This is a genomic window from Mesorhizobium sp. P2_C4 (genome assembly GCF_056404575.1).
The window spans coordinates 199,539-223,348 of record NZ_JBFUDT010000002.1; the positions used below are offsets into that span (position 1 = coordinate 199,539).

At 64.3% G+C, this 23,810-nt stretch carries 21 protein-coding genes; 12 read left to right on the top strand and 9 right to left on the bottom strand.

Annotated elements, in window-relative coordinates:
• Window positions 1-38: 38 nt before the first annotated feature.
• Together AC1DX6_RS07405 and AC1DX6_RS07410 are read left to right on the top strand one after the other, a co-directional pair.
• Window positions 39-524, top strand: coding sequence for a thioesterase family protein (locus AC1DX6_RS07405; RefSeq protein ID WP_477312086.1), 486 nt, complete (start codon window positions 39-41; stop codon window positions 522-524).
• A 147-nt stretch (window positions 525-671) separates the two neighbouring features.
• Entirely contained in the window at window positions 672-869 is a 198-nt protein-coding gene (locus tag AC1DX6_RS07410) for a hypothetical protein (RefSeq protein ID WP_477312087.1), read from the top strand.
• Between the two features lie 18 nt (window positions 870-887).
• Here AC1DX6_RS07410 and AC1DX6_RS07415 read toward each other — a convergent pair whose 3' ends face one another.
• Entirely contained in the window at window positions 888-1,367 is a 480-nt protein-coding gene (locus AC1DX6_RS07415) for an Lrp/AsnC family transcriptional regulator (protein ID WP_477312088.1), read from the bottom strand.
• Between the two features lie 89 nt (window positions 1,368-1,456).
• Between AC1DX6_RS07415 and AC1DX6_RS07420 the strand changes: the two genes are divergently transcribed.
• Window positions 1,457-2,350, top strand: coding sequence for an EamA family transporter (locus AC1DX6_RS07420; protein WP_477312089.1), 894 nt, complete (start codon window positions 1,457-1,459; stop codon window positions 2,348-2,350).
• 10 nt (window positions 2,351-2,360) lie between these two features.
• Here AC1DX6_RS07420 and AC1DX6_RS07425 read toward each other — a convergent pair whose 3' ends face one another.
• Window positions 2,361-3,251: a dienelactone hydrolase family protein gene (locus AC1DX6_RS07425; protein ID WP_477312090.1), complete on the bottom strand. Its 891-nt coding sequence runs from the start codon at window positions 3,249-3,251 to the stop codon at window positions 2,361-2,363.
• A 214-nt stretch (window positions 3,252-3,465) separates the two neighbouring features.
• On the opposite strand from AC1DX6_RS07425, the gene AC1DX6_RS07430 reads away from it, so the two are divergent.
• The 4 genes from AC1DX6_RS07430 to AC1DX6_RS07445 all read left to right on the top strand — a co-directional run bounded on the left by AC1DX6_RS07430 (window position 3,466) and on the right by AC1DX6_RS07445 (window position 6,396).
• Window positions 3,466-4,839, top strand: coding sequence for a cytochrome P450 (locus AC1DX6_RS07430; protein WP_477312091.1), 1,374 nt, complete (start codon window positions 3,466-3,468; stop codon window positions 4,837-4,839).
• A gap of 9 nt (window positions 4,840-4,848) precedes the next feature.
• Entirely contained in the window at window positions 4,849-5,643 is a 795-nt protein-coding gene (locus tag AC1DX6_RS07435) for a class I SAM-dependent methyltransferase (protein ID WP_477312092.1), read from the top strand.
• Between the two features lie 136 nt (window positions 5,644-5,779).
• Window positions 5,780-5,941: a hypothetical protein gene (locus AC1DX6_RS07440; RefSeq protein WP_477312093.1), complete on the top strand. Its 162-nt coding sequence runs from the start codon at window positions 5,780-5,782 to the stop codon at window positions 5,939-5,941.
• 23 nt (window positions 5,942-5,964) lie between these two features.
• Window positions 5,965-6,396 (top strand): hypothetical protein, encoded by a 432-nt coding sequence (locus tag AC1DX6_RS07445; RefSeq protein ID WP_477312094.1) that lies wholly within the window; start codon window positions 5,965-5,967, stop codon window positions 6,394-6,396.
• 193 nt (window positions 6,397-6,589) lie between these two features.
• Here AC1DX6_RS07445 and AC1DX6_RS07450 read toward each other — a convergent pair whose 3' ends face one another.
• Complete coding sequence (locus AC1DX6_RS07450) at window positions 6,590-8,902, bottom strand: glucose/quinate/shikimate family membrane-bound PQQ-dependent dehydrogenase (protein ID WP_477312095.1); 2,313 nt, start codon at window positions 8,900-8,902, stop codon at window positions 6,590-6,592.
• 242 nt (window positions 8,903-9,144) lie between these two features.
• On the opposite strand from AC1DX6_RS07450, the gene AC1DX6_RS07455 reads away from it, so the two are divergent.
• From AC1DX6_RS07455 to AC1DX6_RS07465, 3 genes are all read left to right on the top strand, one after another.
• Entirely contained in the window at window positions 9,145-10,785 is a 1,641-nt protein-coding gene (locus AC1DX6_RS07455) for a LuxR C-terminal-related transcriptional regulator (protein ID WP_477312096.1), read from the top strand.
• Between the two features lie 123 nt (window positions 10,786-10,908).
• The gene (locus AC1DX6_RS07460; protein WP_477312097.1) at window positions 10,909-12,192 is read left to right on the top strand and encodes a flavin-containing monooxygenase; all 1,284 of its coding nucleotides are present in this window, start codon (window positions 10,909-10,911) and stop codon (window positions 12,190-12,192) included.
• 141 nt (window positions 12,193-12,333) lie between these two features.
• Window positions 12,334-15,159 (top strand): ATP-dependent helicase, encoded by a 2,826-nt coding sequence (locus tag AC1DX6_RS07465; RefSeq protein WP_477312098.1) that lies wholly within the window; start codon window positions 12,334-12,336, stop codon window positions 15,157-15,159.
• 332 nt (window positions 15,160-15,491) lie between these two features.
• Here the strand turns inward: AC1DX6_RS07465 and AC1DX6_RS07470 are convergent, their stop codons facing one another.
• The 5 genes from AC1DX6_RS07470 to AC1DX6_RS07490 form a co-directional block, all read right to left on the bottom strand.
• A complete protein-coding gene (locus AC1DX6_RS07470; protein ID WP_477312099.1) occupies window positions 15,492-16,541 on the bottom strand; it encodes an ABC transporter permease in 1,050 nt (349 codons plus the stop codon).
• Window positions 16,538-17,335 (bottom strand): ATP-binding cassette domain-containing protein, encoded by a 798-nt coding sequence (locus AC1DX6_RS07475; protein WP_477312100.1) that lies wholly within the window; start codon window positions 17,333-17,335, stop codon window positions 16,538-16,540. Before AC1DX6_RS07475 ends, AC1DX6_RS07470 begins: the two co-directional genes overlap by 4 nt.
• Window positions 17,336-17,421: 86 nt before the next feature.
• A complete protein-coding gene (locus AC1DX6_RS07480) occupies window positions 17,422-18,429 on the bottom strand; it encodes a substrate-binding domain-containing protein (RefSeq protein WP_477312101.1) in 1,008 nt (335 codons plus the stop codon).
• A gap of 98 nt (window positions 18,430-18,527) precedes the next feature.
• Window positions 18,528-19,433 (bottom strand): sugar phosphate isomerase/epimerase family protein, encoded by a 906-nt coding sequence (locus AC1DX6_RS07485; protein WP_477312102.1) that lies wholly within the window; start codon window positions 19,431-19,433, stop codon window positions 18,528-18,530.
• Window positions 19,433-20,467 carry a Gfo/Idh/MocA family protein gene (locus AC1DX6_RS07490; RefSeq protein ID WP_477312103.1) on the bottom strand — a complete coding sequence of 345 codons (1,035 nt, stop codon included), beginning with the start codon at window positions 20,465-20,467 and terminating at the stop codon, window positions 19,433-19,435. The genes AC1DX6_RS07485 and AC1DX6_RS07490 overlap by 1 nt, the downstream gene beginning before the upstream one ends.
• 195 nt (window positions 20,468-20,662) lie before the next feature.
• Here AC1DX6_RS07490 and AC1DX6_RS07495 point away from each other — a divergent pair, with 195 nt between their 5' ends.
• On the top strand, window positions 20,663-21,682 hold the full coding sequence (locus tag AC1DX6_RS07495; RefSeq protein WP_477312104.1) for a LacI family DNA-binding transcriptional regulator: 1,020 nt from the start codon (window positions 20,663-20,665) through the stop codon (window positions 21,680-21,682).
• A 37-nt stretch (window positions 21,683-21,719) separates the two neighbouring features.
• Here the strand turns inward: AC1DX6_RS07495 and AC1DX6_RS07500 are convergent, their stop codons facing one another.
• Window positions 21,720-22,034 (bottom strand): ferritin family protein, encoded by a 315-nt coding sequence (locus AC1DX6_RS07500; RefSeq protein WP_477312105.1) that lies wholly within the window; start codon window positions 22,032-22,034, stop codon window positions 21,720-21,722.
• Window positions 22,035-22,269: 235 nt separating this feature from the next.
• On the opposite strand from AC1DX6_RS07500, the gene AC1DX6_RS07505 reads away from it, so the two are divergent.
• A complete protein-coding gene (locus AC1DX6_RS07505; RefSeq protein WP_477312106.1) occupies window positions 22,270-23,751 on the top strand; it encodes an esterase-like activity of phytase family protein in 1,482 nt (493 codons plus the stop codon).
• Window positions 23,752-23,810 lie beyond the last annotated feature (59 nt).

Consider the following 23,810-nt stretch of genomic DNA (forward strand, 5'->3'; position numbering starts at 1 on the left):
CACGCTCTGTCCAGCAAAGACGAAAAGGAACCTCTTCCATGCCCACCCCCGCCCCCTTCGTCTCAAAACCCATGGACATCGAGAAGGACTGGATCGACTACAACGGCCATCTCAACATGGCCTATTACAACGTGCTGTTCGATCGCTGCTCCGACGAAGCCTTCGAGGCGATGGGCATGGGGCTGGACTATGTGAAAGAGCGGCGGCTGACCATCTACACGGCCGAAGTCCACGTCTGCTACGTCCAGGAACTGCATCTCGACCACAAGGTCATCGTCTCCTTCCAGCTCATCGACCATGATGAGAAGCGGCTCAGGGCCTATCAGGAAATCCGGCATGTCGATGGCTGGCTTGCCGCCACCTCCGAGACGCTGTCGCTGCATGTCGACATGTCCGGCCCCAAGGTGGCGCCCTTTCCCGCCGATGTGCTGGCCAAGGTCGAGGCCATGCGCGCCGCCCATGCCGTGCTGCCAATGCCGGAGCGCGCCGGCCGCTCGATCGGTATTCGCCGCAAGACATCTTGAACCCCGAGCCGACCGCCGTTAACCTTACCGGGGTTTTAACGTGAACAAGCGAATTGAGGCGTTGAACGACTCAGCGCGGCGGTAGAAACCGTTCGCATCGGGGTTGCGATGCGGGCGGCAGGGCGGAAGCCGGTTCGAGGGAAGTGCATGAAAACCGACATCAAGGTCGAGGTCGACAGGCTGGCCGCCGATCCGCGCATCACCGATTATGATTTCTGGCGCTCGTTGAAGAACGTCAACAACGAGATCTTTCACATCGCCAACAGCAACGAGCCGATTCCGTTCGACATGATCCGCTGGCGCGCCATCCTGAAACAGGCGCGGATGAAGCGCGGCCGCGCCTGAGAACCACCACCTTTAGAATCAGCGGCCTTTGACCACGGCTTCCAGCGGCGAGCGTGCCACCACCGGCGACGACTGGATGATCGCCGTGTTGGTCATCGCATAGGGGATGATGCGGTCGATCACCCGCTCGAGCTCGCCTACCGAGCCGACATGCGCCAGCGCGATGAAACAATCCTCGCCGGTCACCCGGTCGCATTGCGCGATTTCCGGCAGGTCGCGGATGATCTCCGCCACGACAGCCAATTGCCCCGGCACCGGCCTGATCCGCAGCCATGCGGACAACTTCATGCCAAGGGCGGCCGGGTTGATCCGCACCGTATAGGCCTCGATGACGCCGCTCTCCTGCAACCGCTTGATGCGCTCGGCCACACTTGGCGCCGAAAGGCTGACCGCGCGTGCCAGTTCCGCGGTGCTGATGCGCGCATCCTTTTCCAGCAAGCGCAGAATCCTCAGATCCGCCGCATCCAGTTCGGGAGTTTGATTTCGAAGGCGTTTCACGGAAAAATCCTTGCATCCAGATAGAACACAACTGTTTCAGCCAACAGTTGCCCATATAAATCGCGGAAATCGCCTGCGATACTGATCGCATGGATGATCAAACGCAAGCACCCATCGCCAGCCGCTTTGGCTATGCAAACCTGGCAAGCTCGCTGCCGCCGCATGTCTGGTTCGGTGTCAGCGCCGTATTCCACTATCTCGGGCCGGCTTTCGCCGTGCTGCTGTTTCCGCATGTCGGCGTGCTTGGCATGGCATGGCTCCGCATCGCCACCGCCGCCTTTGTCTTTGCGCCGCTGACGCGGCCCCGGACGGTCTTTGCCCGCGCCGACCGGCGGACCCGGTTGCTGCTTCTGGCTTTCGGCGCTTGCCTGGCGGTGATGAACTGCTCGTTCTATCTCGCACTCGACCGTCTGCCGATCTCACTGGTCGCGGCCATCGAATTCGTCGGCACCATCGGTGTCGCGCTCATCGGCCTCAGGAGCCCACGCAATCTCGCCGCCCTTGCCGTCGCCGTCACCGGCACCTTGCTCCTGATCGACGTCAAATGGTCAAGCGATCCGATCGGCCTGTTCTGGGCTTTTCTCAACGGCGCGCTGTTCGTTGGCTACATCGTGCTTGGCCACCGCGTCGCCCGTGCCGGCGCCGGCGACGGCATCGCCGGCCTGGGTGCGGCCATGGCGGTCGCCTTTCTCGTCGTGCTGCCGGTCGGTTTCACCGATGCGCTGCCGGCCTTTTTCTCACCGCCACTGCTGCTCGCCGCCATCGGCGTCGGCATCTGCTCGTCGGTCATTCCCTATATCTGCGACCAGCTCGCAATGTCGCGTCTGCCGCGTTCCAGCTTCGCTCTGATGCTGTCGCTGCTGCCGGTTACCGCAACGCTGATCGGCATCGTCGTGCTCGGCCAGATTCCGAGCCTCAGCGACTGTATCGGCATCGCGCTGGTGGTCGCCGGCGTCGCCTTCCACAAGCCGGCGCCCGGTTGATACGGATCGACTAGGCCAGTTTCTCCTTGAGGAACGCGATCGTCCGCCCCCAGGCGAGATCCGCAGCCTTCTTGTCGTAGCGCGCGGCCGATGTGTCGTTGTTGAAGGCGTGGTTGACGCCGTCATAAACATAGACAGTGTATTCGACATGCGCCGCGTCGAGCTCTTTCTTGAAGGCATCGATGCCGGCATTGGTGCGTTCATCGAGGCCGGCGTAGTGCAGCAACAAGGCCGCCTTGATCTTCGACACATCGGCCGCCTTGGGCTGCATGCCATAGTAGGCAACGCCGGCTGCCAGATCGGGCGCGTTGACGGCCAGCGTGTTGACCGTACCGCCGCCCCAGCAGAAGCCGACGGCGCCAACCTTGCCATTGCCGTCCTTGTCGGCCTTGAGGAAAGCGACTGTTGCGACGGCATTGGCCGCTGTCCGCGCCGGGTCCAGTTTGGCGAACAGGTCGCGCACCTTGTCCTCGTCGCCTGGCGTGCCGCCGAGCGGCGACAGGAAATCCGGCGCCAGCGCCACGAACCCTTCCAGCGCCACGCGTCGCGCCACGTCGCGAATATGCGGGTTGAGCCCCCTGTTTTCATGCACGACGATGACCGTGCCGAGCTTGTCGGTCTGCGCCACCGGCTTGACCAGATAGCCCTTCATCTCACTACTGCCGCCGGCATAGGTGATGTCCTCGCCCTTCACCCGCGGATCGTCATCGGCGACGATCGCCGCCTGCGCGGAATTGGCGGCAAGCAGCGGCGCAATCGCGGCGGCCGCGGCACCCGATCCGGCCAGCCTTGTCAGCTGTTCCATGAAGCGGCGGCGGTCGAGCGTCAGATGCGTGTATTCGTCATAAGCATCGATCATCGCCTGGGTAATGGCAGGCTTGGTGCTGGCGGTTTCCGTCATGATGCGCTCCTCGAGTTCGGACATGCCTGCTGCGCAAGATAGGGGCGAGGTCCGCATGGTCCAGTCACGGGTGAGTGAGACGCCGCGTGAAAAGACCGGCGCGTTGCCCTTGTTGCCGATCTTGTACAAGCCTATGGACCGGTGAAGCGATATCCGTAAGGTGACGCTTCGAGAAACAGACGAATTTATGCGCTGAGATGGGCGTCGGGGTGGCATGCTTGCACGCAAGGTGGGTAAATGGCGCACGCTCGGGCTGATGGCCCGTTTCGCGGCTGAACCGCTGACTGCAGCGCGTGACGCGCACCGGGTTTTGGGCCCTTTCATTCGCGCCGAATACCCCCATTCGACGACGGCAAAACCCAGGCGTGTCTTCATGATCGCCGATGCCGGGCTCTATCGGACCATGCTGTCCGACACCGAGACCTGGCGCAACGTGCAGATCAGTGCGACCAGCAAGCGATCGGGCGCCTCGAACCGGCTTTCCTACGGCATGACGCGGCTGCGCGGCGAGCGCCATGAGCACTACCGCAAACTCTTCGCACCGCCGTTGAAACGCCCCGCCGTCATGGCGATGAGCCCCGAAATGGCCAGGATCGCCGCCGAACAAGTTGCAACCTGGCCTGTCAGTACGCCCTTCGAATTGACCGAAGCCGCCAAGACCATGGCCAAGCACCTGGCAATCGGCCTTCTCTTTGGCGACGACCACGCACGCGCCATGCCGATCGCCGAGATGATCGCGCGTGCCATGCAGGCAAGCTGGATCCTTCCCACCCCGGCCTACTTCCGCTGGTTGCGGGAGGCCGAGGGCCAGGAACGCGCCATCCTGTCATGGGCCGAGGAAAAACGCGGCAACAAGGATGCGCAGGACATCCTCTCGATCCTGGTCAACAACACCGATGAAAAGGGCAATCCGCCTGCTGTCGAATTGATCGGCGGCATCGTCAGCTTCGTCTTCGGCGCCGCCTATGACACCTGCCAGAACGCGCTGGCCTGGACGCTGATCCTGCTGACCCAGCATCCCGACGCGATGGCGGAGTTGGTCGCCGAAATCGACGCCGCCACCGGCGGCCAGCCCGCGACCATGGACAGGATCGGCACGCTGCCTGTGCTCGATGCCACGATCCGGGAGGCCATGCGGCTGTTTCCGCCGGTGCCGCTGCAAATGCGCAAGGCGACACGCCCGACGACTTTGGGGGATGAGCGGATCGCCAAGGGCGAACTTGTGCTGATCAGCGCCATGACCATCAATCGCGATCCCGAACTCTACCCAAACCCCGACAGTTTTCAGCCCGGACGCTGGGCGACGATCAAGCCATCGCCGTTTCAATACACTGTCTTCGGCGCCGGCGGCCACATGTGCCCGGGCGTCACCTTCGGCATGCAGATGATGAAGATCGCGCTCGCGACCATCCTGTCGACGCGCACCGTGGAACTGGCGCCGAAGGCGCGGATCGCCTATCGAACCCGCGTAACGCTGGCGCCGATCGGCAACGTCGAGGTGATCATGCGCCAGCGCGGCCAATCCGTTCGCCCCGGACGGGCTGTCGGCCGCTTTCTCGAACTGGTCGACCTTCCCGCATTGACATAAGGACTGCCGATGACCGCGCAGCAGAAAATGGTCCGCATCTACGATCGGGTCATGAAAAGCAGCAAGCAGCGCCGCTACTATGGCGGCAGCGGCTTCTACAATTTCGGCTATTGGGCGACGGGCGCCACATCGCAGCGCGAGGCCAGCGAAGCGCTTGTCGACACATTGCTGGCGCGGCTGCCGAACAAGACCGGCAGCATCCTGGATGTTGCCTGCGGGCTCGGCGCGTCGACGAAGCGCTTGCTGCGCTCCTACCCGCCGGAGATGGTCACCGCCATCAACATCTCCGACGCCCAGGTCGCAACGGCGCGCCAGAACGCGCCGGGTGCAACGGTGCTCCGGATGGATGCGGTCAAGCTCGCCTTTGCCGATGCAAGTTTTGACGCGGTGATCTGTGTGGAAGCAGCTTTCCATTTCGACACACGCGCGGCATTCCTCGCGGAAGCGTTTCGCGTTCTCAAGCCGGGCGGCGGGCTGGTTCTCTCCGATATTCTGTTTCGCGGCTTCACATCGTCGATCTCGGATCGGCTGGGCGTTCCGAAAGCCAATCTCGTGCCCGATATCGCGGCCTATCGGACACTCTTAGCAGCTGCCGGCTTTCAGGACGTCAAGGTGGAAGACGCAACCGACGATTGCCTCGGTGGCTTCCGCCGCAGCCTCGTCGCCTGGCCGGCATCGGAACGAAGAAAAGGCGCCATGAGCCTGAAGTCCGCCCTCGGCACGGCCGCCGTCTGCCGGCTGATTGCGGGTTACTTCGGCGCGGTCAGCAAGGCCTACCTGCTGGTGTCGGCGAAAAAGCCCTGACACGAAGGCCTTAATCACATTTTGGTCATTTCCGACAATCTTGATGCTGCTGCCACAATATAAAGGGAAGCTGCCGGTGGCGGTTTCGTGCCTGCGCTGCAGTTGCGCCCATTCCGACCAAGAAGGAACAACGCCTATGACCTTCCCCACCCCGATCCTCGCCGGTGCGTTCATGCTTGCCGGCGCCGCCTTGCTGGCGCTGCGGTCCGCTGCTTTGGCTGCGACGAAGCGATCGATGGTCAAGGTCCGCAGCAACCGGCCCCGGCCCGCTGGCCGCCGCTCGAAAACCAACGACTGAAACCCAAGGCTGAGGTCAAGACCATGGACGCCCAGGACATCGTGACCACCGTCTCCCAGAAGGCCGGTCTTGATCAGGCAACGACGGAAAAGGTCGTCGGCACCATTTTTTCGGTGCTCGAGCATGAGGCGGAGGGCACCAGCGTCTCCTCGTTCTTCGCCAAAATTCCCGGGGCCGATGCCCTCGCCCGGAAATACGACGTCATGGCTGCCGGCGGCACCAGCGGCGGCGGCTTTCTGTCGTCGCTGCAAGGGGCGCTCGGCGGTGTGCTTGGCGAAAAGGCCGGCGCGCTGATCAACGGCGTCGCCGCGCTCAAGGCATCCGGCCTCGACATGGCGCAGATCCAGAAGGCCGGCACGACCCTGATCCAGCAGGCGAAAGCCGCCGCCGGCCCCGATTTGACCAACCAGGTGCTCAGCTCGGTGCCCAGCCTGAAGAGCCATCTCGGGCTCTGATCCCGCCTTCCCTCCCGCTTACACCTAAGCGCATCGCGCCGCCGTCTTAGTCGGCTGCGCGCAGCCGTTATCGTCGCTGAGCGGCCGGTGAAGGCTGGCTGGTCAGCCCGAAGCGGGCGATCCTTTGCGATCAGGGTGGTGCCTGCCGAACTGTCGCCCCGTCAGGCGGTCGCCTGACGCACTGTGCCCGCAATTACTTCGGCAGCGTATAGGCCATCACATAGTCGCCCGGCTTGGTGCCGACCGAGCCATGGCCGCCGGCAACGATGACCACGAACTGGCGGCCATCGGCGACCGTGTAGGTCATCGGCGTCGACTGGCCGCCGGCCGGCAGCCGCGTCTGCCAGATCTGCCTGCCTGATGTCAGGTCATAGGCGCGAAGATAGTCGTCGACCGCGGCTCCCAGGAAGGCGACGCCACCGGCGGTGATCATCGGCCCGCCAATGCCGGGAACGCCGACCTTGAGCGGCAGCGGCAACGGCGTCATGTCGTAGACGGTGCCGTTGCGGTGTTTGTAGATGATCTTGCCGGTCCTCAGATCGGCGCCGGCGACATAGCCCCAGGGCGGCGCCTGGCACGGAATGCCGAGCGGCGACAGGAACGGTCCCATCACCACCGCATAGGGCGCGCCCTCATTGCGATTGAGCCCCTGTTCGCTGCCTTTGGTGTCGCTGGGCGGCGGCACGTCCGCGCGCGGCACGAGCCTGGATGTGAACGCCAGATAGGTCGGCATGCCGAACATCACCTGCCGCACCGGATCGACCGCGACGCCACCCCAGTTGAAGGTGCCGAAATTGCCGGGATAGATCAGCGAACCTTGCACGGAAGGCGGCGTGTAGCGCCCTTCATAGCGCAGTTTCCTGAGTTCGATCCGGCAGGCCAGCTGGTCGAACATGGTGATGCCCCACATGTCGGCGCCGGTCAGCGGCTTCGGATTGAAGGAGAGATCCGAGGCTGGCTGTGTCGGCGAGGCCTGGTCGCCCTCGACCGCGCCGCCGGGCGCCGGCACTTCCTTGACCGGAACGATCGGCTCGCCCGTGCGCCGGTCGAGCACATAGAGATCGCCCTGTTTGGTCGGCCCGACCAGCGCCGGCACCACGCCACCAGCGGTGGTGATGTCGACCAGCGTCGGCTGCGCCGGCACGTCCATGTCCCAGAGGTCGTGATGCACGGTCTGCCGCACCCAGCGCAATTGCCCGGTGGCGAGATCGAGCGCGGTGATGGAGGACGAAAACTTCTCGACATTGGCGCTGCGGCCCATGCCGAGCTGGTCCGGCGTCTGGTTGCCGAGCGGCACGTAGATGAGGCCGAGCTTCTCGTCGGCGCTCGCCGTCGACCACATGTTGGGTGAGTTGTTGGTGTAGGTCTGGCCCGCCGCCAGCGGCGTCGTCTGGTCCGGATTGCCGGAATCCCAGTTCCACACCAGAGCGCCGGTGTCGACGTCGAAGGCGCGGATGACCCCGGACGGCTCCTGCGTCGAATAATTGTCGTTGACCGCGCCGCCGACGATGATCTTGCCGCCCGCTATCAGCGGCGCCGAGGTCGAATAATAATAGCCCGACTTCGGGTAAGGCATGTTGGCGAGCAGGTTGAGCGTTCCGCCCTCCGCGAAGGACGGGCAGACCTGGCCGTTGGCGGCGTCGAGCGCGATCAGTCGCGCGTCGGATGTCGGCAGATAGACGCGCGTCGCGCAAGCCTGGCCGGCGGCGATCTTGGCGTCGGCATAATAGGATACGCCGCGGCAGGTCTGGTGCTGGCGATCCTTGTCGAGCTTGATCTTGGGATCGAAGCGCCATTTCTCCTTGCCGGTCGCGGCATCGATGGCGATGGCAAAATTGTGCGGCGTGCATATGTAGAGCGCGTCGCCGATCTTCAGTGGCGTCACCTGATAGGTCGTCTCGCTAATGTCGTCGGGTCCTTTCACGTCGCCGGTGCGGTAGGTCCAGGCCGGCTGCAGCGTGGCGACGTTGTCCGCGGTGATCTGGTCGAGCGGCGAATAGCGCTGGCCATATTGCGTGCGACCATAGAAGTGCCATTCGCCTGACGGCACATTGCCGCCGAGATCAGCGGTCGGGGTCACCTTGTCGCTGCTGAGTTCGCCGGCAATGTCCTTTGGATCGGCGGTCATCGAATAGCCAGCGACGGCAAGCGAGGCCAGCACCGCCAGAATGAGCGGCGCCCGCCCGTCGGGGCCGGTAAGGTTCCGCCGTGCCCACGGTGTCAGCAGCCACAGCGCCAGAAGCACGATGACGCCGCCGCGCGGGCCGAGTTCCCACCAGTCGAAGCCGATTTCCCAGACCGCCCAGCACAGCGTCGCAATGACGATCGCCGCGTAGAGCCACAGCGCCATGGATTTGCGCCTGTAGAGCAGCCCGGCTGCGATCAGGAAGGCGATGCCTGTGATGACGTAGTACCAGCTGCCGCCCAGCATCGCCAACCGGATGCCGCCGCCGCCAATCGCCAGTCCGATAACAGCCAGAATGAGGGCGGTAAGGACGGTTGCCATGACGACACTCCTTCGGGCGCAACAGGCGAGCGGCCTAAAACCGCCACCATGAAATGGAAACGTACCCCGCTTCCGATTCTATTTCATCCGCGGCCGCAGTTTTCCGCCCGCCGCTACGCGCTGTCAAATCAGGAGAGGCTAATGCTCTTTGGATGCAGCCCCTACAGCTCGTGCCTGCCCTTGAGCCTGGATTCGCGCCTGCCATTCTTCTGTCCCTCACCGGGCAATGCTATGCTTTGCCGATGAAAGCCGATGCCGCCTCGCTGCTCGAACAGGCCCGCAACGCCTATGGGCGGCGCGCATGGGCGGATGCATTCGAACTTTTGCAGGCGACGGACGAGATCGCGCCGCTAGGCCCGGAAGACCTGGAACGGCTGCTCTGGTCGGCGGGCATGCTGGACCGCGATGAGGACACCTTCGCCGCCGGCGCGCGTCTCTACGACATGTATATCGAAGCCGGCCGTGACGACCTCGCGGCCTACTGGGCGTTCTTCCGTGGCTTCCGTCTTTTCGCGTTGGGCGAGGAAGGCCACGCAACGGCCATGATCCAGCAGGCGCAACGCCTGGCGGATGGCTTCGGCCGCGAGTGTGCGGCGCATGGCTACCTGGTGTTGCTGGCCGCGCAAAAGGAGCTCATGACCGGCAATGATCCGGCATCGGCAGTGCTGGCAGGACAGGCGCTGGCGGTCGGCGAACGCTGTTGCGACGCCGACCTGATCGCCTTCGCCAGATGCTATCTCGGCCGTGCCCTGGTGCGGCAAGGCCGCATCGAGGAAGGCATCGCCTCACTCGACGAAGCCATGCTGCCGGCTGCCGAAGGCAAGCTCTCGCCCATTGTCACCGGCCTCATCTACTGCAACGTCATCGCTGCATGCCGACAGGTCTATGCGCTCGACCGGTCACGCGAATGGACCGACGCGCTATCGGACTGGTGCGGAGCACAGCCGCAGCTGGTTCAGTTCCACGGCATCTGCATGCTGCACCGCGCCGAGATCCTGGAGTTGAACGGCGCCTGGCAGGAATCGATTGCCGAGGCGCGGCGCGCGACGCTGTCGCTGGCGCATGCGATCGGCAATGAGATGGCGGCTGGAGCAGCCTACCAGGAGGCTGAAATCCATCGGCTGCGCGGCGAAGTCACCGCCGCCGAGAAGCTTTACCGTTCCGCCAGCCGGCTCGGCCTCGAACCGCAGCCGGGCATGGCGCTGCTGCGCCTTGCGCAGGGCCATGCCGAGCAGGCGGCGGCAACCATTCGCCGCGTGCTGGCCACGACCAAGGCCCCGCTGAGCCGGGCCCGCCTGCTGCCGGCGCTGGTCGAGATCATGATCGCGGCCGGCGCTATCGAGGAGGCGCGCGAGGCCTGCGGGGAATTGCAGGCGATCTCCAACCGCTTCGCCACCGACATTCTTGCCGCGATGGCCTCGCAGGCGAAAGGCGAAATCGAACTGGTGGAAGACAGCCCGGCGGCAGCGCTCGGACATTTCCGTGCCGCGCTGACAACCTGGCAGCGCGCCGGCGCCCCCTATCTGGAGGCACGTCTGCGCATGCTGGCCGGGCAGGCCTGCCGCAGGCTTGGCGACGAGGACGGCGCCGGGCTTGAATTCGATGCCGCCCGGGCGGTTTTCACCGAACTTGGCGCCGCGCCCGACCTCGCGAGCGTCACGGCGCTGATCGGACCAAGCAATTCGCGTCCGCACGGCCTGACCCGGCGCGAGATCGAGGTGCTTGGCCTTGTCGCCACCGGCAAGACCAACAGGCTGATCGCAACCGAATTGGGCCTCAGCGAAAAGACCGTCGACCGGCATTTGAGCAACATATTCGACAAGCTGGCGGTCAACTCGCGCGCCGGAGCGACCGCTTACGCCTTCCAGAACGGCCTGGTGTGACGCCACGGCATGGGGGGAAATACCCATGCCTTTTCTTTTGTCTCGTGAGGGATCCCCCCGAAGCGCCGCCGTGCCGGTTCGCTATTTTCGCTCCATGACTGACGAAACCGCGTGGAGACGATGATGAACCCGACTTCGATATCTGGCCCGACTTCAATCCGCGCGGCGAAACCGCATAGCCGCCGTGTCGGCATCACCGAGACCAGGGCGCGCGCCGGCGCGCTGCTGGAACAAGGGGTGGCATTCATGACACTGGAGGCCGGCGCGCTGCAGGCAGTCGCAAGCCAGGCGCCGATCGGCGACGACATGCGACCGGTGCCGAGAGAGGAACATGTCGATGTCGTCGTCATCGGCGCTGGCCAGAATGGCCTTTCCGTCGGCTATCACCTCGCCCGCAAAGGCGTGAACTTCGTCATCCTGGAGGCGCGCGAGCGCGTCGGTGACATCTGGCGCTCGCGCTGGGATTCGCTGCGCCTGTTCACACCGGCGCGCTTCGACGGCCTGATCGGCATGCCCTTCCCCGCCGCCCGCTACTCGTTCCCGACCAAGGACGAGATGGCCGACTATCTTGAAACCTATGCAAGAAGGTTTTCCCTGCCGGTGCGCACCGGCGTCAAGGTCGACGAGGTGATCCGCATCGACGGTCACTATGTCGTGACGGCTGGTCGGACCCGGTACATCGCCCGTCACGTCGTGGCCGCGGCCTCGAGCTACCAGAAGCCGAAGATCCCGGATTTCGCCGCCTCGCTCGATCCGTCGATCCGGCAATTCCATTCGGTCGCCTACAAGAATCCCGAGCAGCTCAAGCCGGGCAGCGTGCTGCTGGTCGGCGCCAGCAATTCCGGCGCGGAAATCGCCATCGACATCGCTTCTGCCCACCAGGTCTGGCTGGCCGGACGGCATCCCGGCAACATCCCGGTCGCCTACAATGGCTATCTCGCGATGCGTCTGATCCTGCCTGTCGTCTTCCGCTTTGTCTTCCACCGGCTGCTCACGGTCGACACGCCGATGGGCCGCAAGGCAAAGCCTGGGCAGCTCGCCCATGGCCTGCCGCTGATCCGGGTCAAGCCTCGGGACCTGGATGCCGCCGGCGTGCGCCGGGTCGCCCGGGTCGCCGGGGTCCGCGACGGCAAACCGCTGCTCGACGACGGCCAAACCCTCGACGTCTCGAACGTCATCTGGTGCACCGGTTTCCGGGCAGGACTGGACTGGATCAAGCTGCCGATCTTCGACGACAACGGCCGGGTGAAGCAGTATCGCGGCGCTGTGGAGGGCGAACCCGGCCTCTATGTCTGCGGCCTGCACTTCCAGCACTCGACCTCCTCCACCATGATCCACGGCGCGGCACGCGATGCCGGCTATGTCGCCGACAAGATCAGCGAGCGGATGCGGGCGGCCGCGCGGTAAGGCCGGGCGGGAGGGTTTTGCACAGCTTGCCGGGCGCCGGGGCGACAATATTCGCACGGCGCCTGGGAATCTGGCTTCCAAACCAGAACAAAACGTAGACACTTCTGGCCTTTCGCCGCCGAATCACTACATTCGGGGGCGATGTCCGGCTTTTCGGAAGACATGCCCTTTTTTGACGAACCGAATGCGCGGCCGATGGCCCCGTCGGGCATAGCCGCGCGCGCCATGGCTGCCCGCAGCGGCCACAACAATGCGCCCGATTATCTGAACGGCCTCAACCCCGAGCAGCGGCTGGCGGTGGAAACCACCGAAGGCCCGGTTCTGGTGCTGGCCGGCGCCGGCACCGGCAAGACGCGTGTCTTGACCACCCGCATCGCCCACATCCTCGCCACGGGAAAAGCCTTCCCCTCGCAGATCCTCGCCGTCACCTTCACCAACAAGGCCGCGCGCGAGATGAAGCAGCGCATTGGCCTCCTGGTCGGCGAAGCGGTGGAAGGCATGCCCTGGCTCGGCACCTTCCACTCGATCGGCGTCAAGCTGCTGCGTCGTCACGCCGAACTCGCCGGGCTCAGATCCGATTTCACCATCCTCGACACCGACGATGTCGTGCGCCTGATCAAGCAGCTCATCCAGGCCGAAGGTCTCGACGACAAGCGCTGGCCGGCCAAGCAGTTCGCGCAGATGATCGACGGCTGGAAGAACAAGGGGCTTGGCCCCGCCGATATTCCCGAGGGCGACGCCCGCGCCTTCGCCAACGGCAAGGGCCGCGAACTCTACAAGGCCTATCAGGAGCGGCTGAAGACGCTGAACGCCTGCGACTTCGGCGATCTGCTTTGCCACCCGATCCGCATCTTCCGCGCCAATCCGGATGTGCTGAAGGAGTATCACAAGCGCTTCAAATACATCCTCGTCGACGAATATCAGGACACCAACACGGCGCAATACATGTGGCTGCGGCTGCTGGCGCAGCGGCCAAGCGGGCCACAACCGACAAGTGGTCCACAACCGCCAAGAAGTGGCGCTCCAGGTGGCCGCGTTCCAAATCCTAGCCCGTCCAGGACTCCCGATCGAACTGAGGCGGGCAGCTACAAACCTGCGGCGCCTAAAGATGATCCTTCGGAAGAAGGTAACTACGTCAGGCCAAACACCTCTTACGGCTGGGATGTTCCGGCCGAAGGCCGCAAGCCCGACCGGGCGTCCGAGCCGTTGCGAGGCCCCCGCGGAGGGCCCGTGCCGGCAGGCGCGGAACAGCCCGTGAGCGATAACAGAGTCAACATCTGCTGCGTCGGCGACGACGACCAATCGATCTACGGCTGGCGCGGCGCTGAGGTCGACAACATCCTGCGCTTCGACAAGGATTTTCCCGGCGCCACCATCATCCGGCTGGAGCGGAACTATCGCTCCACCGCGCATATCCTCGGCACCGCCTCGCATCTCATCGCCCACAATGAGGGCCGCTTCGGCAAGACGCTGTTCACCGAAAAGATCGCCGAAGACGACGAGAAGGTGCATGTCCATGCCGCCTGGGATTCCGAGGAGGAGGCGCGTGCCGTCGGCGAGACCATCGAGTCCTACCAGCGTGCCAAGCAAAATCTCAACGACATGGCTATCCTTGTCCGCGCCTCCTTCCAGATGCGCGAGTTCGAAGACCGTTTCGTCACGCTCGGCCTCAACTACCGTGTCATCGGCGGCCCGCGCTTCTACGAGCGCATGGAGATCCGTGACGCCTTGGCTTTCTTCCGCGTCGTCGCGCAAGGCGCCGACGACCTCGCCTTCGAGCGCATCGTCAATGTGCCCAAGCGCGGCCTTGGCGAAGCCACCATCCGCCAGATCCACGACACCGCGCGCGCATTGCGCATCCCGATGCTGGAGGCGGCGACGAAACTCGCCGAAAGCGACGAGCTGAAGCCGAAGCCGCGCGCGGCACTGCGTGAAGTCGCCGCCAATTTCGAGCGCTGGCAGAAGGCGCTGGAAACCACGCCACACACCGAACTCGCCGAGACCATTCTCGAGGAGAGCGGCTACACCGACATGTGGAAGAACGACCGCTCAGTGGAAGCGCCGGGCCGGCTTGAAAACCTGAAAGAACTGATCCGCTCAATGGAGGAGTACGAATCGCTGCGCTCCTTCCTCGAACATGTCGCGCTGGTCATGGACGCCGAGCAGAACGCCGAGCTCGACGCCGTCAACATCATGACGCTGCATTCGGCCAAGGGCCTCGAATTCGAGACCGTTTTTCTCCCCGGCTGGGAGGAAGGCCTGTTTCCGCATCAGCGCGCGCTCGACGAGGGCGGCCGCTCTGGTCTGGAAGAAGAGCGCCGCCTCGCCTATGTCGGCCTGACCCGCGCCAAGAAGAACCTGCACCTCTGGTTCGTCTCCAACCGCCGCATCCACGGGCTCTGGCAATCGACCATTCCGTCACGCTTCCTCGACGAATTGCCGGAAGCCCATGTCGAGGTCGCCGAAAGCGGCAACAGCTACGGCGGCTATGGCAATTCCTATGGCGGCGGTTCCTTTGCCTCCGGTCGCGGCGGCCAAGGGGCAGGAAGACAGAACCCCTATGGCGCCTCGCGCTTCGACAATGTCGGCGCCAACACGGAAAAATCCGGCGCCTTCTCCAACACCTATGCGACGCCGGGCTGGCAGCGCGCGCAAGCCAATCGCACTGAGGCGACCGACCGCAACTGGGGCTCGCGCTCCGGCCACCAGGTCGAGCGCATCGGCTATGGCGAGACGGACTCGGGCTATGGCGCCGGCCGCACCTCGGTCAAAGGCCGCACCATCGACGGCGAGCTGGTCGCCAAATCCGTCGCCGACACACCGTCGGCCTTCAGCGTCGGCGACCGCGTCTTCCACCAGAAATTCGGCAACGGCAACATTGCGGCCATCGAAGGCAACAAGCTGACCATCGACTTCGACAAGGCCGGCCAGAAACGTGTGCTGGACGGGTTTGTCGCGGCGGTGTGAGCGTCCGCTCGTCCCGTTGTCCTACAAGCGACCACTTTGTCATTCTCTGGCGGAGCCCTCCTCGCCTTCGTCATCCACGGGCGAAGCACCTTCGTCATCCACGGGCAAAGCAGGAGCGAAGCTCCGTCGCGGAGACCCGAGGATCCGTGCCGTGACCTCGGCCTTGGAACGCAGCGGAACAGAATTCAGCACCGTGGTGACGCGTTTGAGTCGCGGCATGGATCCTCGGGTCTGCGCTGCGTCGCTACGCTCCTTGCTCCGCCCGTGGATGACGAAGCGACGGGCGTCTGCCCCCAATCGTCAAGGCATGCGGTCCGTCAACGAAATAGCTCTCACCTGTACCTTGCCTGGTTCCACTTATGCCCGAGCAGCGACAGGATGATGATCAGACCGTTGAAGAACTGGACGTAGAAGCCGCTCAAGCCCGCCGCCACGACGCCGGTCTGGATGAACGACACGGTGACCGCGCCGATGGCGCCGCCGACCACGGTGCCGATGCCGCCCCAGGTCGGCGTTCCCCCGACGAACACCGATGCCAGCACCGGCAGCAGATAGCCGTCGCCCGAGGTCGGCCACCAGGTGAAGTTGATCATCACCGAAAATGTTCCCGCGATCGCAGCACCGATGCCGACGAAGACGAAGACTTTCACCCGCACCCGCTTGACGTCGATGCCCATCTGCTGGGCGCTGTCAGGATTGTCACCGACCACTTTCACCTGCGCGCCGAAGCGATGCCTGTTGTAGAGTAGCGCCGACAGCACGACGAAGGCGATGGCCCAGAAGATCTGCACCGGGATGCCGTAGATCTGGCTGGAGAAGATCTTGTAGGCCCAGCTGTCGGCAAGGCTGGTCAGCGCCGTCGACCTGCCCTCGTTGATGATCTGGATCAGGCCGCGCAGCAGGAAATTCATACCGAGCGTGGCGATCAGCGACGACAGCCCGCCATAGACCACCAGCGAGCCCACCAGAAAGCCGAGCAGCATGCCGGTGACGAGTGCGGCGGCGATGCCCAGGAACGGATCGTAGCCGGCCTGCACCACCAGCGCGAAGACCCATGAGGCAAAGCCCATGGTCGCCGGAAACGACAGGTCGATCTCGCCGCAAGTGACGACGAAGACCAGCGGCACCACCACGAACAGCGCCACCGGCAACGTGGTCAGCACCGAACTGTAGAGATACCAGGTGGTGAAGACGGCCGGGTTGGCGGCCATGAACACCGCCATCATCACCACGAACACGCCGAGCGTGCCGAGCGAAGCGCGGTTGTCGAGGATGAAGCCGCGCATCCAGTTATCGGATGGGTGCTTCCACTCTTTCTGGGGGTTGCCCTGGCGGGGAATGCCGGCGGGCTCGTGCAGATCGGGCTCCATGGTCTTGCTCATCGTGTTGCCTGCTCCGCCTCGCCAGCGTCGTGCAATCCGGCCAGTCCGCCCGGATGCGCGACGTCTTCCATGAAGTTGATGAGATCTTCGGCCGACTTGACCTCGCGCCGGTCGGCGCTGAGCGCGACCTTGCCGCGATCGATCACCACGAAACGATCGGCGATGTCGAAGACATGATGAATGTTATGGCCGATGAACAGGATCGAGCGGCCGCTCGCCCGCACCTGGCGCACGAAATGAAACACCTTGGCGGTTTCGGTCAGCGACAGCGCCGTCGTCGGCTCGTCGAGGATGATCAGGTCCGCCTGCTTGTAGATGGCGCGCGCAATCGCCACGCCCTGGCGCTCGCCGCCCGACAGCTGGCCGACGATCGACTGCGGCGTGAACACTTTCGAGGTGAAGCCGATCTCGCGCATCAACCGGCTGGCCTCCTCGATTTCCTTGTTGACCTTCAGCCAGCCCATGAAGCCGGTGAGCTCCCGGCCCATGAAGATGTTGCGCACGATGGTCTGCTGCACGGCCAGCGCCCGGTCCTGGAACACCGTCTCGATGCCGGCCTCGCGTGAGCGCGCCGCACTCCAGCCGGTCACCGGCTTGCCGCGGATGAGGATCTCGCCGCTGGTCGGCTTGACCACGCCCGACAGGATCTTGATCAGTGTCGACTTGCCGGCGCCATTGTCGCCGATCAGGCCGACCACCTCGCCGCGGTCGACGCTGAGATTGACCCCGCCCAGCGCATAGACCTGGCCATAGGATTTCTTGATGTCGCGCAGTTCGATGATGCGTTCGGCCATCGTATCCTCGCTTGATTGTCGCTTGCCGGCCTCTTTGCCGGCGGTCCCGCCGGCCGGGCGAAATCCCGGCCGGCAGCCTTGGGAGGTCAGCGCAGCGCCTGCTTGGCGAGTTCGGCGACGATCTCGTAATTGTCAGGCGTGACGAAGCCGGCGCCGGTGTCGACATTCATCGGCGCCAGACCCAGCACCAATTGCTGACAAAGGCTGAGGATCGGCAGATAGCCTTGCATGAAAGGCTGCTGGTCGGCCGTCAGCTGTACCCAGCCGCCCTTGAAGGCCTCGACGATCTGCGGGCTGGTGTCGAAGCCGAAGTTGAAGATGTCGCCCGCCTTCTTGCCTGCGGCCTGCATGTAGGTCGGCACATTGCCGAGCATCTGCCCGCCGGGATAGCCGACCGCCTTGACGCCGGGATTGTTGAGCAACGCGGCGGTGATCACCGGGATCGCCAGGTTCGGATCGGCTGCCCATTCAGTTTGAGAGTTGATCTGAACGACATCGACGCCGGCCTCTTTCAGTGCCGCGACCGTCCCACGCTCACGTGCGCCGCGGCTCTCGTTTTCGAACGGGCCGATCATGATCGCCTTGTCGCCGGATTTCAGCCCGGCCAGCTTGAACGCCTCGGCGCCGAGCGCGCGGCCCTGCTGCTCCTGCTGGGCGCCGACATAGCCGCCGCCGAACGCCGCCGTCACCGTCGGCACCGGCACGTTCTGGTACATCATCTTGATGCCGTCCTTATGCGCCTGTTCGGCGAGCGGCATGATCGCGGCGTCGCCCGGATGGCCCATCATGGCGATGCCGCCAGGCTTGACCGCGACCGCTTCGCGCAATTGCTGCACCATCTTTTCGACGTCCCAGCCGGAGAAGATGTAATCGACCTTCGGCCCGAGATCGGCCTCGGCCTGCTTGGCGCCATTATAGACGATGGTGCCGAAGGCGTCGCCCTCGGCGCCGCCGACGAAGAAGCGGATGTGGACGTCCTTGCACCATTTGGCGTCGAGCGCCTGCGCGGGCAAGGTCGAGATCGCAGCGGCGAGCGCCGTGGCGGCAGCCACGACGGTCGAGCGCAGAAGTGTCCTTCTCATCGTCATGCTCATGCACTTATCCTCCCTTTGTTCCCTCGCAAGCCGAGGGGTTTCTACGATCGGCAATACGCCGCAATCTTGGCTGGCCGGCACCTCCCGCCGGCCCGCACTCACACCGGATTCGGCAAGAAGCTGGCACCTCCCCGGCATTGCTTGAGATAGTCCAGCGCCCGCACCTGGCCGGTGATTTCGAGATCGTCGCGATAGACCGGATCGTGCCAGCCTTCGATGTCGATGGCGCCCTTGTAACCGGCCAGCCGCAATTCGCTGATCACCCGCGTCCAGTCGCTGTCGCCGAAGCCCGGCGTGCGCATCTGCACGAAGGGCAACCGGCCGAACACGCCGTGTTCGCGGATCACGTCCCAGCGCACCGTCGCGTCCTTGCCGTGCACATGGAAGATGCGCGGCGCCCATTTGCGGATCTGCGGCATGGGGTCGATCAAATAGACGAGCTGGTGGCAGGGCTCCCACTCGAGGCCGAGATTATCGTTGGGCAATTCGTTGAACATCAGCTCCCAGGCATCCGGATTGTGGGCGATGTTCCAGTCGCCCGCCGCCCAGTTGCCGTCCATGGCGCAGTTCTCGAAGGCGATGCGCACGCCCTTGTCGGCGGCGCGCCTGGCCAGTGGCCCCCAAACCTCCTTGAAGCGCGGCAGGCTTTCCGGCAGCGGCTTGCCGCGAAGGCGGCCGGTGAAACCACTGACCGTGGAGGCGCCGAACAGATGCGCGTTGTCGATCACCGTTTCCCAGGCTTTGAGCACACCGCGATCGACATCGCCGCTTTCCAGTGGGTTGCCGAACACGCCAAGCGAGGACACCGTGACGTCGGAATCGCCGATTGCCTCGGCAATCTCACCGGCAAGCCGCGGCAAATCCTTGCCGCCCAGCGTCTGCCAGAAGAAAGGCTGGATGCTCTCGAAGCCGAGCGGCAGGATCGCCTTGATATAGGCGGCCGGGTCTTCGAGATTGGCCCGCACCATGGTGCCGATCCTGATGTCGAGAAGCGGGTTTGGCATCATTGCTGTTCCTGTGAAGTGATCGCCACCCGGCGCCCGGTTTCGGCGCTCTCGATGGCGCCAAAAACCATGGCCAGGCTTTTGATGTTGTCGGAGCCGCGCGTTTCCGGCTCGGTGCCGGTCTCGATGGCGCGCATGAAATCCTGGATGATGCCGAGATGGCCCCCAATGCAGTCGTCGGGATCAAGCGGCGGCACGGCGATCGGCTCCATTTTGTCGAACAGGCCCTCGCGAACCGGCAACACAACTTCCGCCTTCAGCCCGTCCTCGCCGTCCCAGACCAGGCTGCCGCGCTCGGCGACGATCCGCCACGCGCTCTCCCAGCTGGTGCGGAAGCCGGCGGCGCACCAGCTGCCGGCATAGGTGAACCGCTTGCCGCCGCCGAGATCGAAGATGGCGCTTGCCGACGATCCCTGCCGGTACCAGGAATTGGCCGGCTCCCATTCCTGGCAGTAGACGCCGGCCGGTTCGCCGGCGACCATGTAGCGGGCGGCATCAAACGTGTGGATCGCCATGTCGAGCAGCAGCACATGCGCCATCTCTTCGCGAAAACCGCCGAAATGCGGCGCAACGAAGAAGTCAGCATGGATACTGGTTGGCGCGCCGATGGCGCCGGAATCAAGAAAGCGCCTGATGCGCCTGACATTGGCGACATAGCGCCGGTTCTGCACGACGGCATGGATGCGCCCGGCACTGCGCGCCGCCTCGACAATGGCACGTGCATTCTCCGGACTGTCGGCGAGCGGCTTTTCCGTCAGCAGATGGCAATTATGGGCAAAGGCGGAGAACGCAACGTCACGCCGCGCGGCGGGAACAACGACGTCGAAGACGGCATCAGGGCGGGTCTGGTCGAGCACCGCGTCGAGACTGGTGCCGATGACGGCACCGGTGAGGTCGTATTCGCGCGCCCTCGCCTTCGCCCTGTCGGCGTCAAGGTCGACAAGGCCGACAATGGCGAGCCCGGCAACCTGCCTGGCTGCATCAAGCCAGGCTTTGCTCATAGCTCCGCAACCGACCAGGACGACGTTGATCATCCAGCACTCCTCCCTCGCGGTCCCTCCAGACCGGTCGTCACGGCATTCACGGCTTGACCGTAAACGTTTTTCCGTAAACGTTTACGAGAACACACCCGATGGCGTAGAATGTCAATCGCCCGTTCGTAAAAATCGTCTTATCGCCTTGGCCTGAGCGGCCGCCGGTGATAGCGAGAGTTGGGGGAGAACTGTCCTTTGGCGTCCAGCATTCACGACCTTGCCCGTCACCTGAACATTTCGATCGGCACCGTGTCGCGGGCGCTGAACGGCCGCGCCGACGTCAATGCCGACACGCGCCAGCGCGTGCTGGCGGCGGCCAAGACGCTGAACTATTCGCCGAACCAGTCCGGCCGCAGTCTGCGTCAGGGCGCCACCCACTCGATCGCCTTCATGCTGCAGCCGCATCCGGGCGACCAGCAATATGGCGAGCCGTTCTTCATTCCGTTCCTGATCGGACTGCAAGCCAAGCTCGCCGAAAGCGGGCTCGACCTGACCGTGGTGATGGGCGCGCCCGGCGATTATCAGTCGGAACGTCTGCGCCGTGTCGTCGAGACGCGCCGCGCCGATGCGGTGGTGCTGGCCTGGACGCGGCGCGAAGACGAGAGAATCGACTATCTGACCCAGGCCGGCTTCCCCTTCGCCACACTCGGCCGCAGCCGCTCCGGCGCCAAATCCTATCCCAGCCTCGACCTCGACTTCGAAAAGGCCGGCGCCGAGGCGGTCGACCGGCTGGTGGCGCGCGGCCACCGCCGCATCGCCGCCATCCGCCCGTCGCTCGACCTCAATTTCGGCTATCTGTTTCTCGACGGCTATCGCAAGGCCCTGCGGCGGCATGGCATCGAGGTCGACCCCGCGCTGATCGCCTCCGGCTTCATCAACGAGGCCGGCGGCTACGACGTGACACCGCAGGTCATGCGCGCCAAGCCGACCGCCATCATCTTCAACAATGACGCGATGGCGCTCGGCGGCTGCAAGGCGCTGGCCGAGATGGGCATCAAGCCCGGCCACGACATGGCGGTGACCGTCATCGTCGACACGCCGCTCTGCCGCTATTTCTCACCAGCGCTGACCGCCTTCCGCCCGGCGCTGGAGCCGATGGGACAAAGGCTTGCCGAGATTCTGCTGGCCTCGATTCCGGCCTTCGCCGGCCCGGACGGCCCGCGCATCATCCGCGAGGTCTGGCCGCTGGAGCTGGTGGCAAGGGATAGCGATTGAGGCGGCGCGGTGGGGCCAGATTGGCCGCCAGTCGGCATCAATCCACCTTCTTCTCGCCCTTCTCGCCAGCCTTGACGATATCGCCCGTCGTGAACAGGATTTCCTTCAGTTCCGCCCGCCAGTCCTTCTTCTGGCGCAGCAGGAATTCCAGATCCATGCCGAAATGCTTGAACTCCTCGCCTTGCGCATTCTTCATGATCGCCTTGGCCTGAGGGTCTTTTTCCACCGACATGCGCTGTTCGTACCAGCCGATCGCCTCCGCCTCCTCGATCAGCGAAGTGATCATGCGGGCAAAGGTCCGCACCTTCTGCGACAACTCTTCCGGTGGCTCGTGATATTGATCGAAACCCATTTTGTCCCTTCCTGATCCCATAGCCCGGCCGATCAAGCGAAGCGGCACCTGGGCTTCGTTGCAACGGATCAGAACGGAGAATGGTTCCGACCGCAGGCGAGCGCCGCCCCTGTCACGCAACTATCATCTTCGCGTCCTAGACCGCTTGTCGAACGAGGGCTCGCGGCATCGTCCGATGCGACGTGGAGCGCTTTCGGGTTTCGGCCGCTCCGGCTTTGTCGCAAAGAGGATAATCATGAAAAATCTGCACCGAACCGTGTCGCTCGGCGTCGCGCTGGCGCTGTTCACCGCCTTGACGCCGGCGCTGGCCGATGGCACCGCCACCGTCGGCGGCGTCAGCTTCGTCAACAAGGGTCTGGTCGGCGTCGGCCGCATCCCGGCCAGCCTGAAGGACAAGTTCGGCGAGACCTTCGGCTCCGGCTCCGGCATGTCGATCGACACCGCTAGCTGGACGCATGGCGCCGACGGCTACAAGGGCTCACTGTGGCTGCTGCCTGACCGCGGCTACAACGTCGTCGGCACCACCGACTACCGGCCGCGCCTCAACACAATCGGCATCGAGTTTGCGCCGGTAGCACCCGGTGCCGCTCCTGCTGCCGGACAGGAACAGACCGGTGTCAAGGCGACGCTCGCCGACACCATGCTTTTGACTGACGACAAGGGCGCTGACGCCACCGGCCTCGACCCGCTCAACGGTGTGCGCGCGGCCGCCGGCGACCTGCCGATCCTGCCCGAAGCCAATGGTAAGCTGGCGCTCGACAACGAGGCGATCGCGCGGCTGCCCGACGGCACCATGTTCATCTCCGACGAATACGGCCCCAATATCTACCGCTTCGCCGCCGACGGACACCTTTTGTCGGCCACGCAGCCGCCGGCGGCCCTCGTGCCGATGCGCCATGGCACGCCCAATTTCGCTTCCGACAATCCAGGCCCGGGTGCCGCCGAGCCCGATCCAAAAGATCCCGAGACCGGCCGCCAGAACAACCAGGGTCTCGAAGGCATGGCGCTGACGTCGGACGGCAAGTTCCTGATCGCCGTGCTGCAATCGGCGCCGCGGCAGGATGGCGGCGATTCCGGCTCGACGCGCCAGAACACCCGCGCCCTGGTCTATGACGCCTCCGACCTCGCCCATCTGAAACTGGCGCATGAGTATATCGTGCCGCTGCCGGTATTCACCGACGCCAAGGGCAAGACCAAGATCGCCGCGCAAAGCGAGATCGTGGCGCTGTCCGACCAGACGTTCTTGATGATCACGCGCGACAGCAACAACGGCCAGGGGGTGAAGGGCGACACCTCGCTTCTGCGCCTGATCAACATCGTCGATCTGTCCGCGGCAACCGACATTGCTGGCAGCGCTTTTGACGCCGCCGACAAACCGGTGGCGCCCAAGGGCGTGCTTGATCCCTCGGTGACGCCAGCCAAGCTGACGCCGTTCATCGACATCAACGACAAGGGCGAGCTCGGTCGCTTCGGCCTGCACAATGGCGCGCCCAACGACAAGAACAACCTCTCGGAGAAGTGGGAGGCGATGTCGGTGGTCAGCGTGCTCGACCCAAAACTTCCCGACGACTACTTCCTCTTCGTCGCCAATGACAACGACTTCCTCACCCAGGACGGTTTCCAGGTCGGGGCGCCTTACAAGGCCGAGGACGGCGCCGATGTCGACACCATGTTCCTGGTCTATCAGGTCACGCTGCCCGGCCTCGCCAAGAAGTAGTCGCATACAATAGACAAAAAAGCGGACGCGCCCGGCGCGTCCGCTTTTTTTGTCGGCGA

Coding starts and splice junctions, on each gene's coding strand:
- AC1DX6_RS07500 (WP_477312105.1), bottom strand. CDS start 22,034: ATGGGTTTCGATCAATATCACGAGCCACCGGAAGAGTTGTCGCAGAAG.
- AC1DX6_RS07445 (WP_477312094.1), top strand. CDS start 5,965: ATGGACGCCCAGGACATCGTGACCACCGTCTCCCAGAAGGCCGGTCTT.
- AC1DX6_RS07425 (WP_477312090.1), bottom strand. CDS start 3,251: ATGACGGAAACCGCCAGCACCAAGCCTGCCATTACCCAGGCGATGATC.
- AC1DX6_RS07430 (WP_477312091.1), top strand. CDS start 3,466: ATGCTTGCACGCAAGGTGGGTAAATGGCGCACGCTCGGGCTGATGGCC.
- AC1DX6_RS07410 (WP_477312087.1), top strand. CDS start 672: ATGAAAACCGACATCAAGGTCGAGGTCGACAGGCTGGCCGCCGATCCG.
- AC1DX6_RS07505 (WP_477312106.1), top strand. CDS start 22,270: ATGAAAAATCTGCACCGAACCGTGTCGCTCGGCGTCGCGCTGGCGCTG.
- AC1DX6_RS07475 (WP_477312100.1), bottom strand. CDS start 17,335: ATGGCCGAACGCATCATCGAACTGCGCGACATCAAGAAATCCTATGGC.
- AC1DX6_RS07435 (WP_477312092.1), top strand. CDS start 4,849: ATGACCGCGCAGCAGAAAATGGTCCGCATCTACGATCGGGTCATGAAA.
- AC1DX6_RS07485 (WP_477312102.1), bottom strand. CDS start 19,433: ATGCCAAACCCGCTTCTCGACATCAGGATCGGCACCATGGTGCGGGCC.
- AC1DX6_RS07470 (WP_477312099.1), bottom strand. CDS start 16,541: ATGAGCAAGACCATGGAGCCCGATCTGCACGAGCCCGCCGGCATTCCC.
- AC1DX6_RS07480 (WP_477312101.1), bottom strand. CDS start 18,429: ATGAGCATGACGATGAGAAGGACACTTCTGCGCTCGACCGTCGTGGCT.
- AC1DX6_RS07490 (WP_477312103.1), bottom strand. CDS start 20,467: ATGATCAACGTCGTCCTGGTCGGTTGCGGAGCTATGAGCAAAGCCTGG.
- AC1DX6_RS07465 (WP_477312098.1), top strand. CDS start 12,334: ATGTCCGGCTTTTCGGAAGACATGCCCTTTTTTGACGAACCGAATGCG.
- AC1DX6_RS07420 (WP_477312089.1), top strand. CDS start 1,457: ATGGATGATCAAACGCAAGCACCCATCGCCAGCCGCTTTGGCTATGCA.
- AC1DX6_RS07460 (WP_477312097.1), top strand. CDS start 10,909: ATGAACCCGACTTCGATATCTGGCCCGACTTCAATCCGCGCGGCGAAA.
- AC1DX6_RS07440 (WP_477312093.1), top strand. CDS start 5,780: ATGACCTTCCCCACCCCGATCCTCGCCGGTGCGTTCATGCTTGCCGGC.
- AC1DX6_RS07405 (WP_477312086.1), top strand. CDS start 39: ATGCCCACCCCCGCCCCCTTCGTCTCAAAACCCATGGACATCGAGAAG.
- AC1DX6_RS07450 (WP_477312095.1), bottom strand. CDS start 8,902: ATGGCAACCGTCCTTACCGCCCTCATTCTGGCTGTTATCGGACTGGCG.
- AC1DX6_RS07455 (WP_477312096.1), top strand. CDS start 9,145: ATGAAAGCCGATGCCGCCTCGCTGCTCGAACAGGCCCGCAACGCCTAT.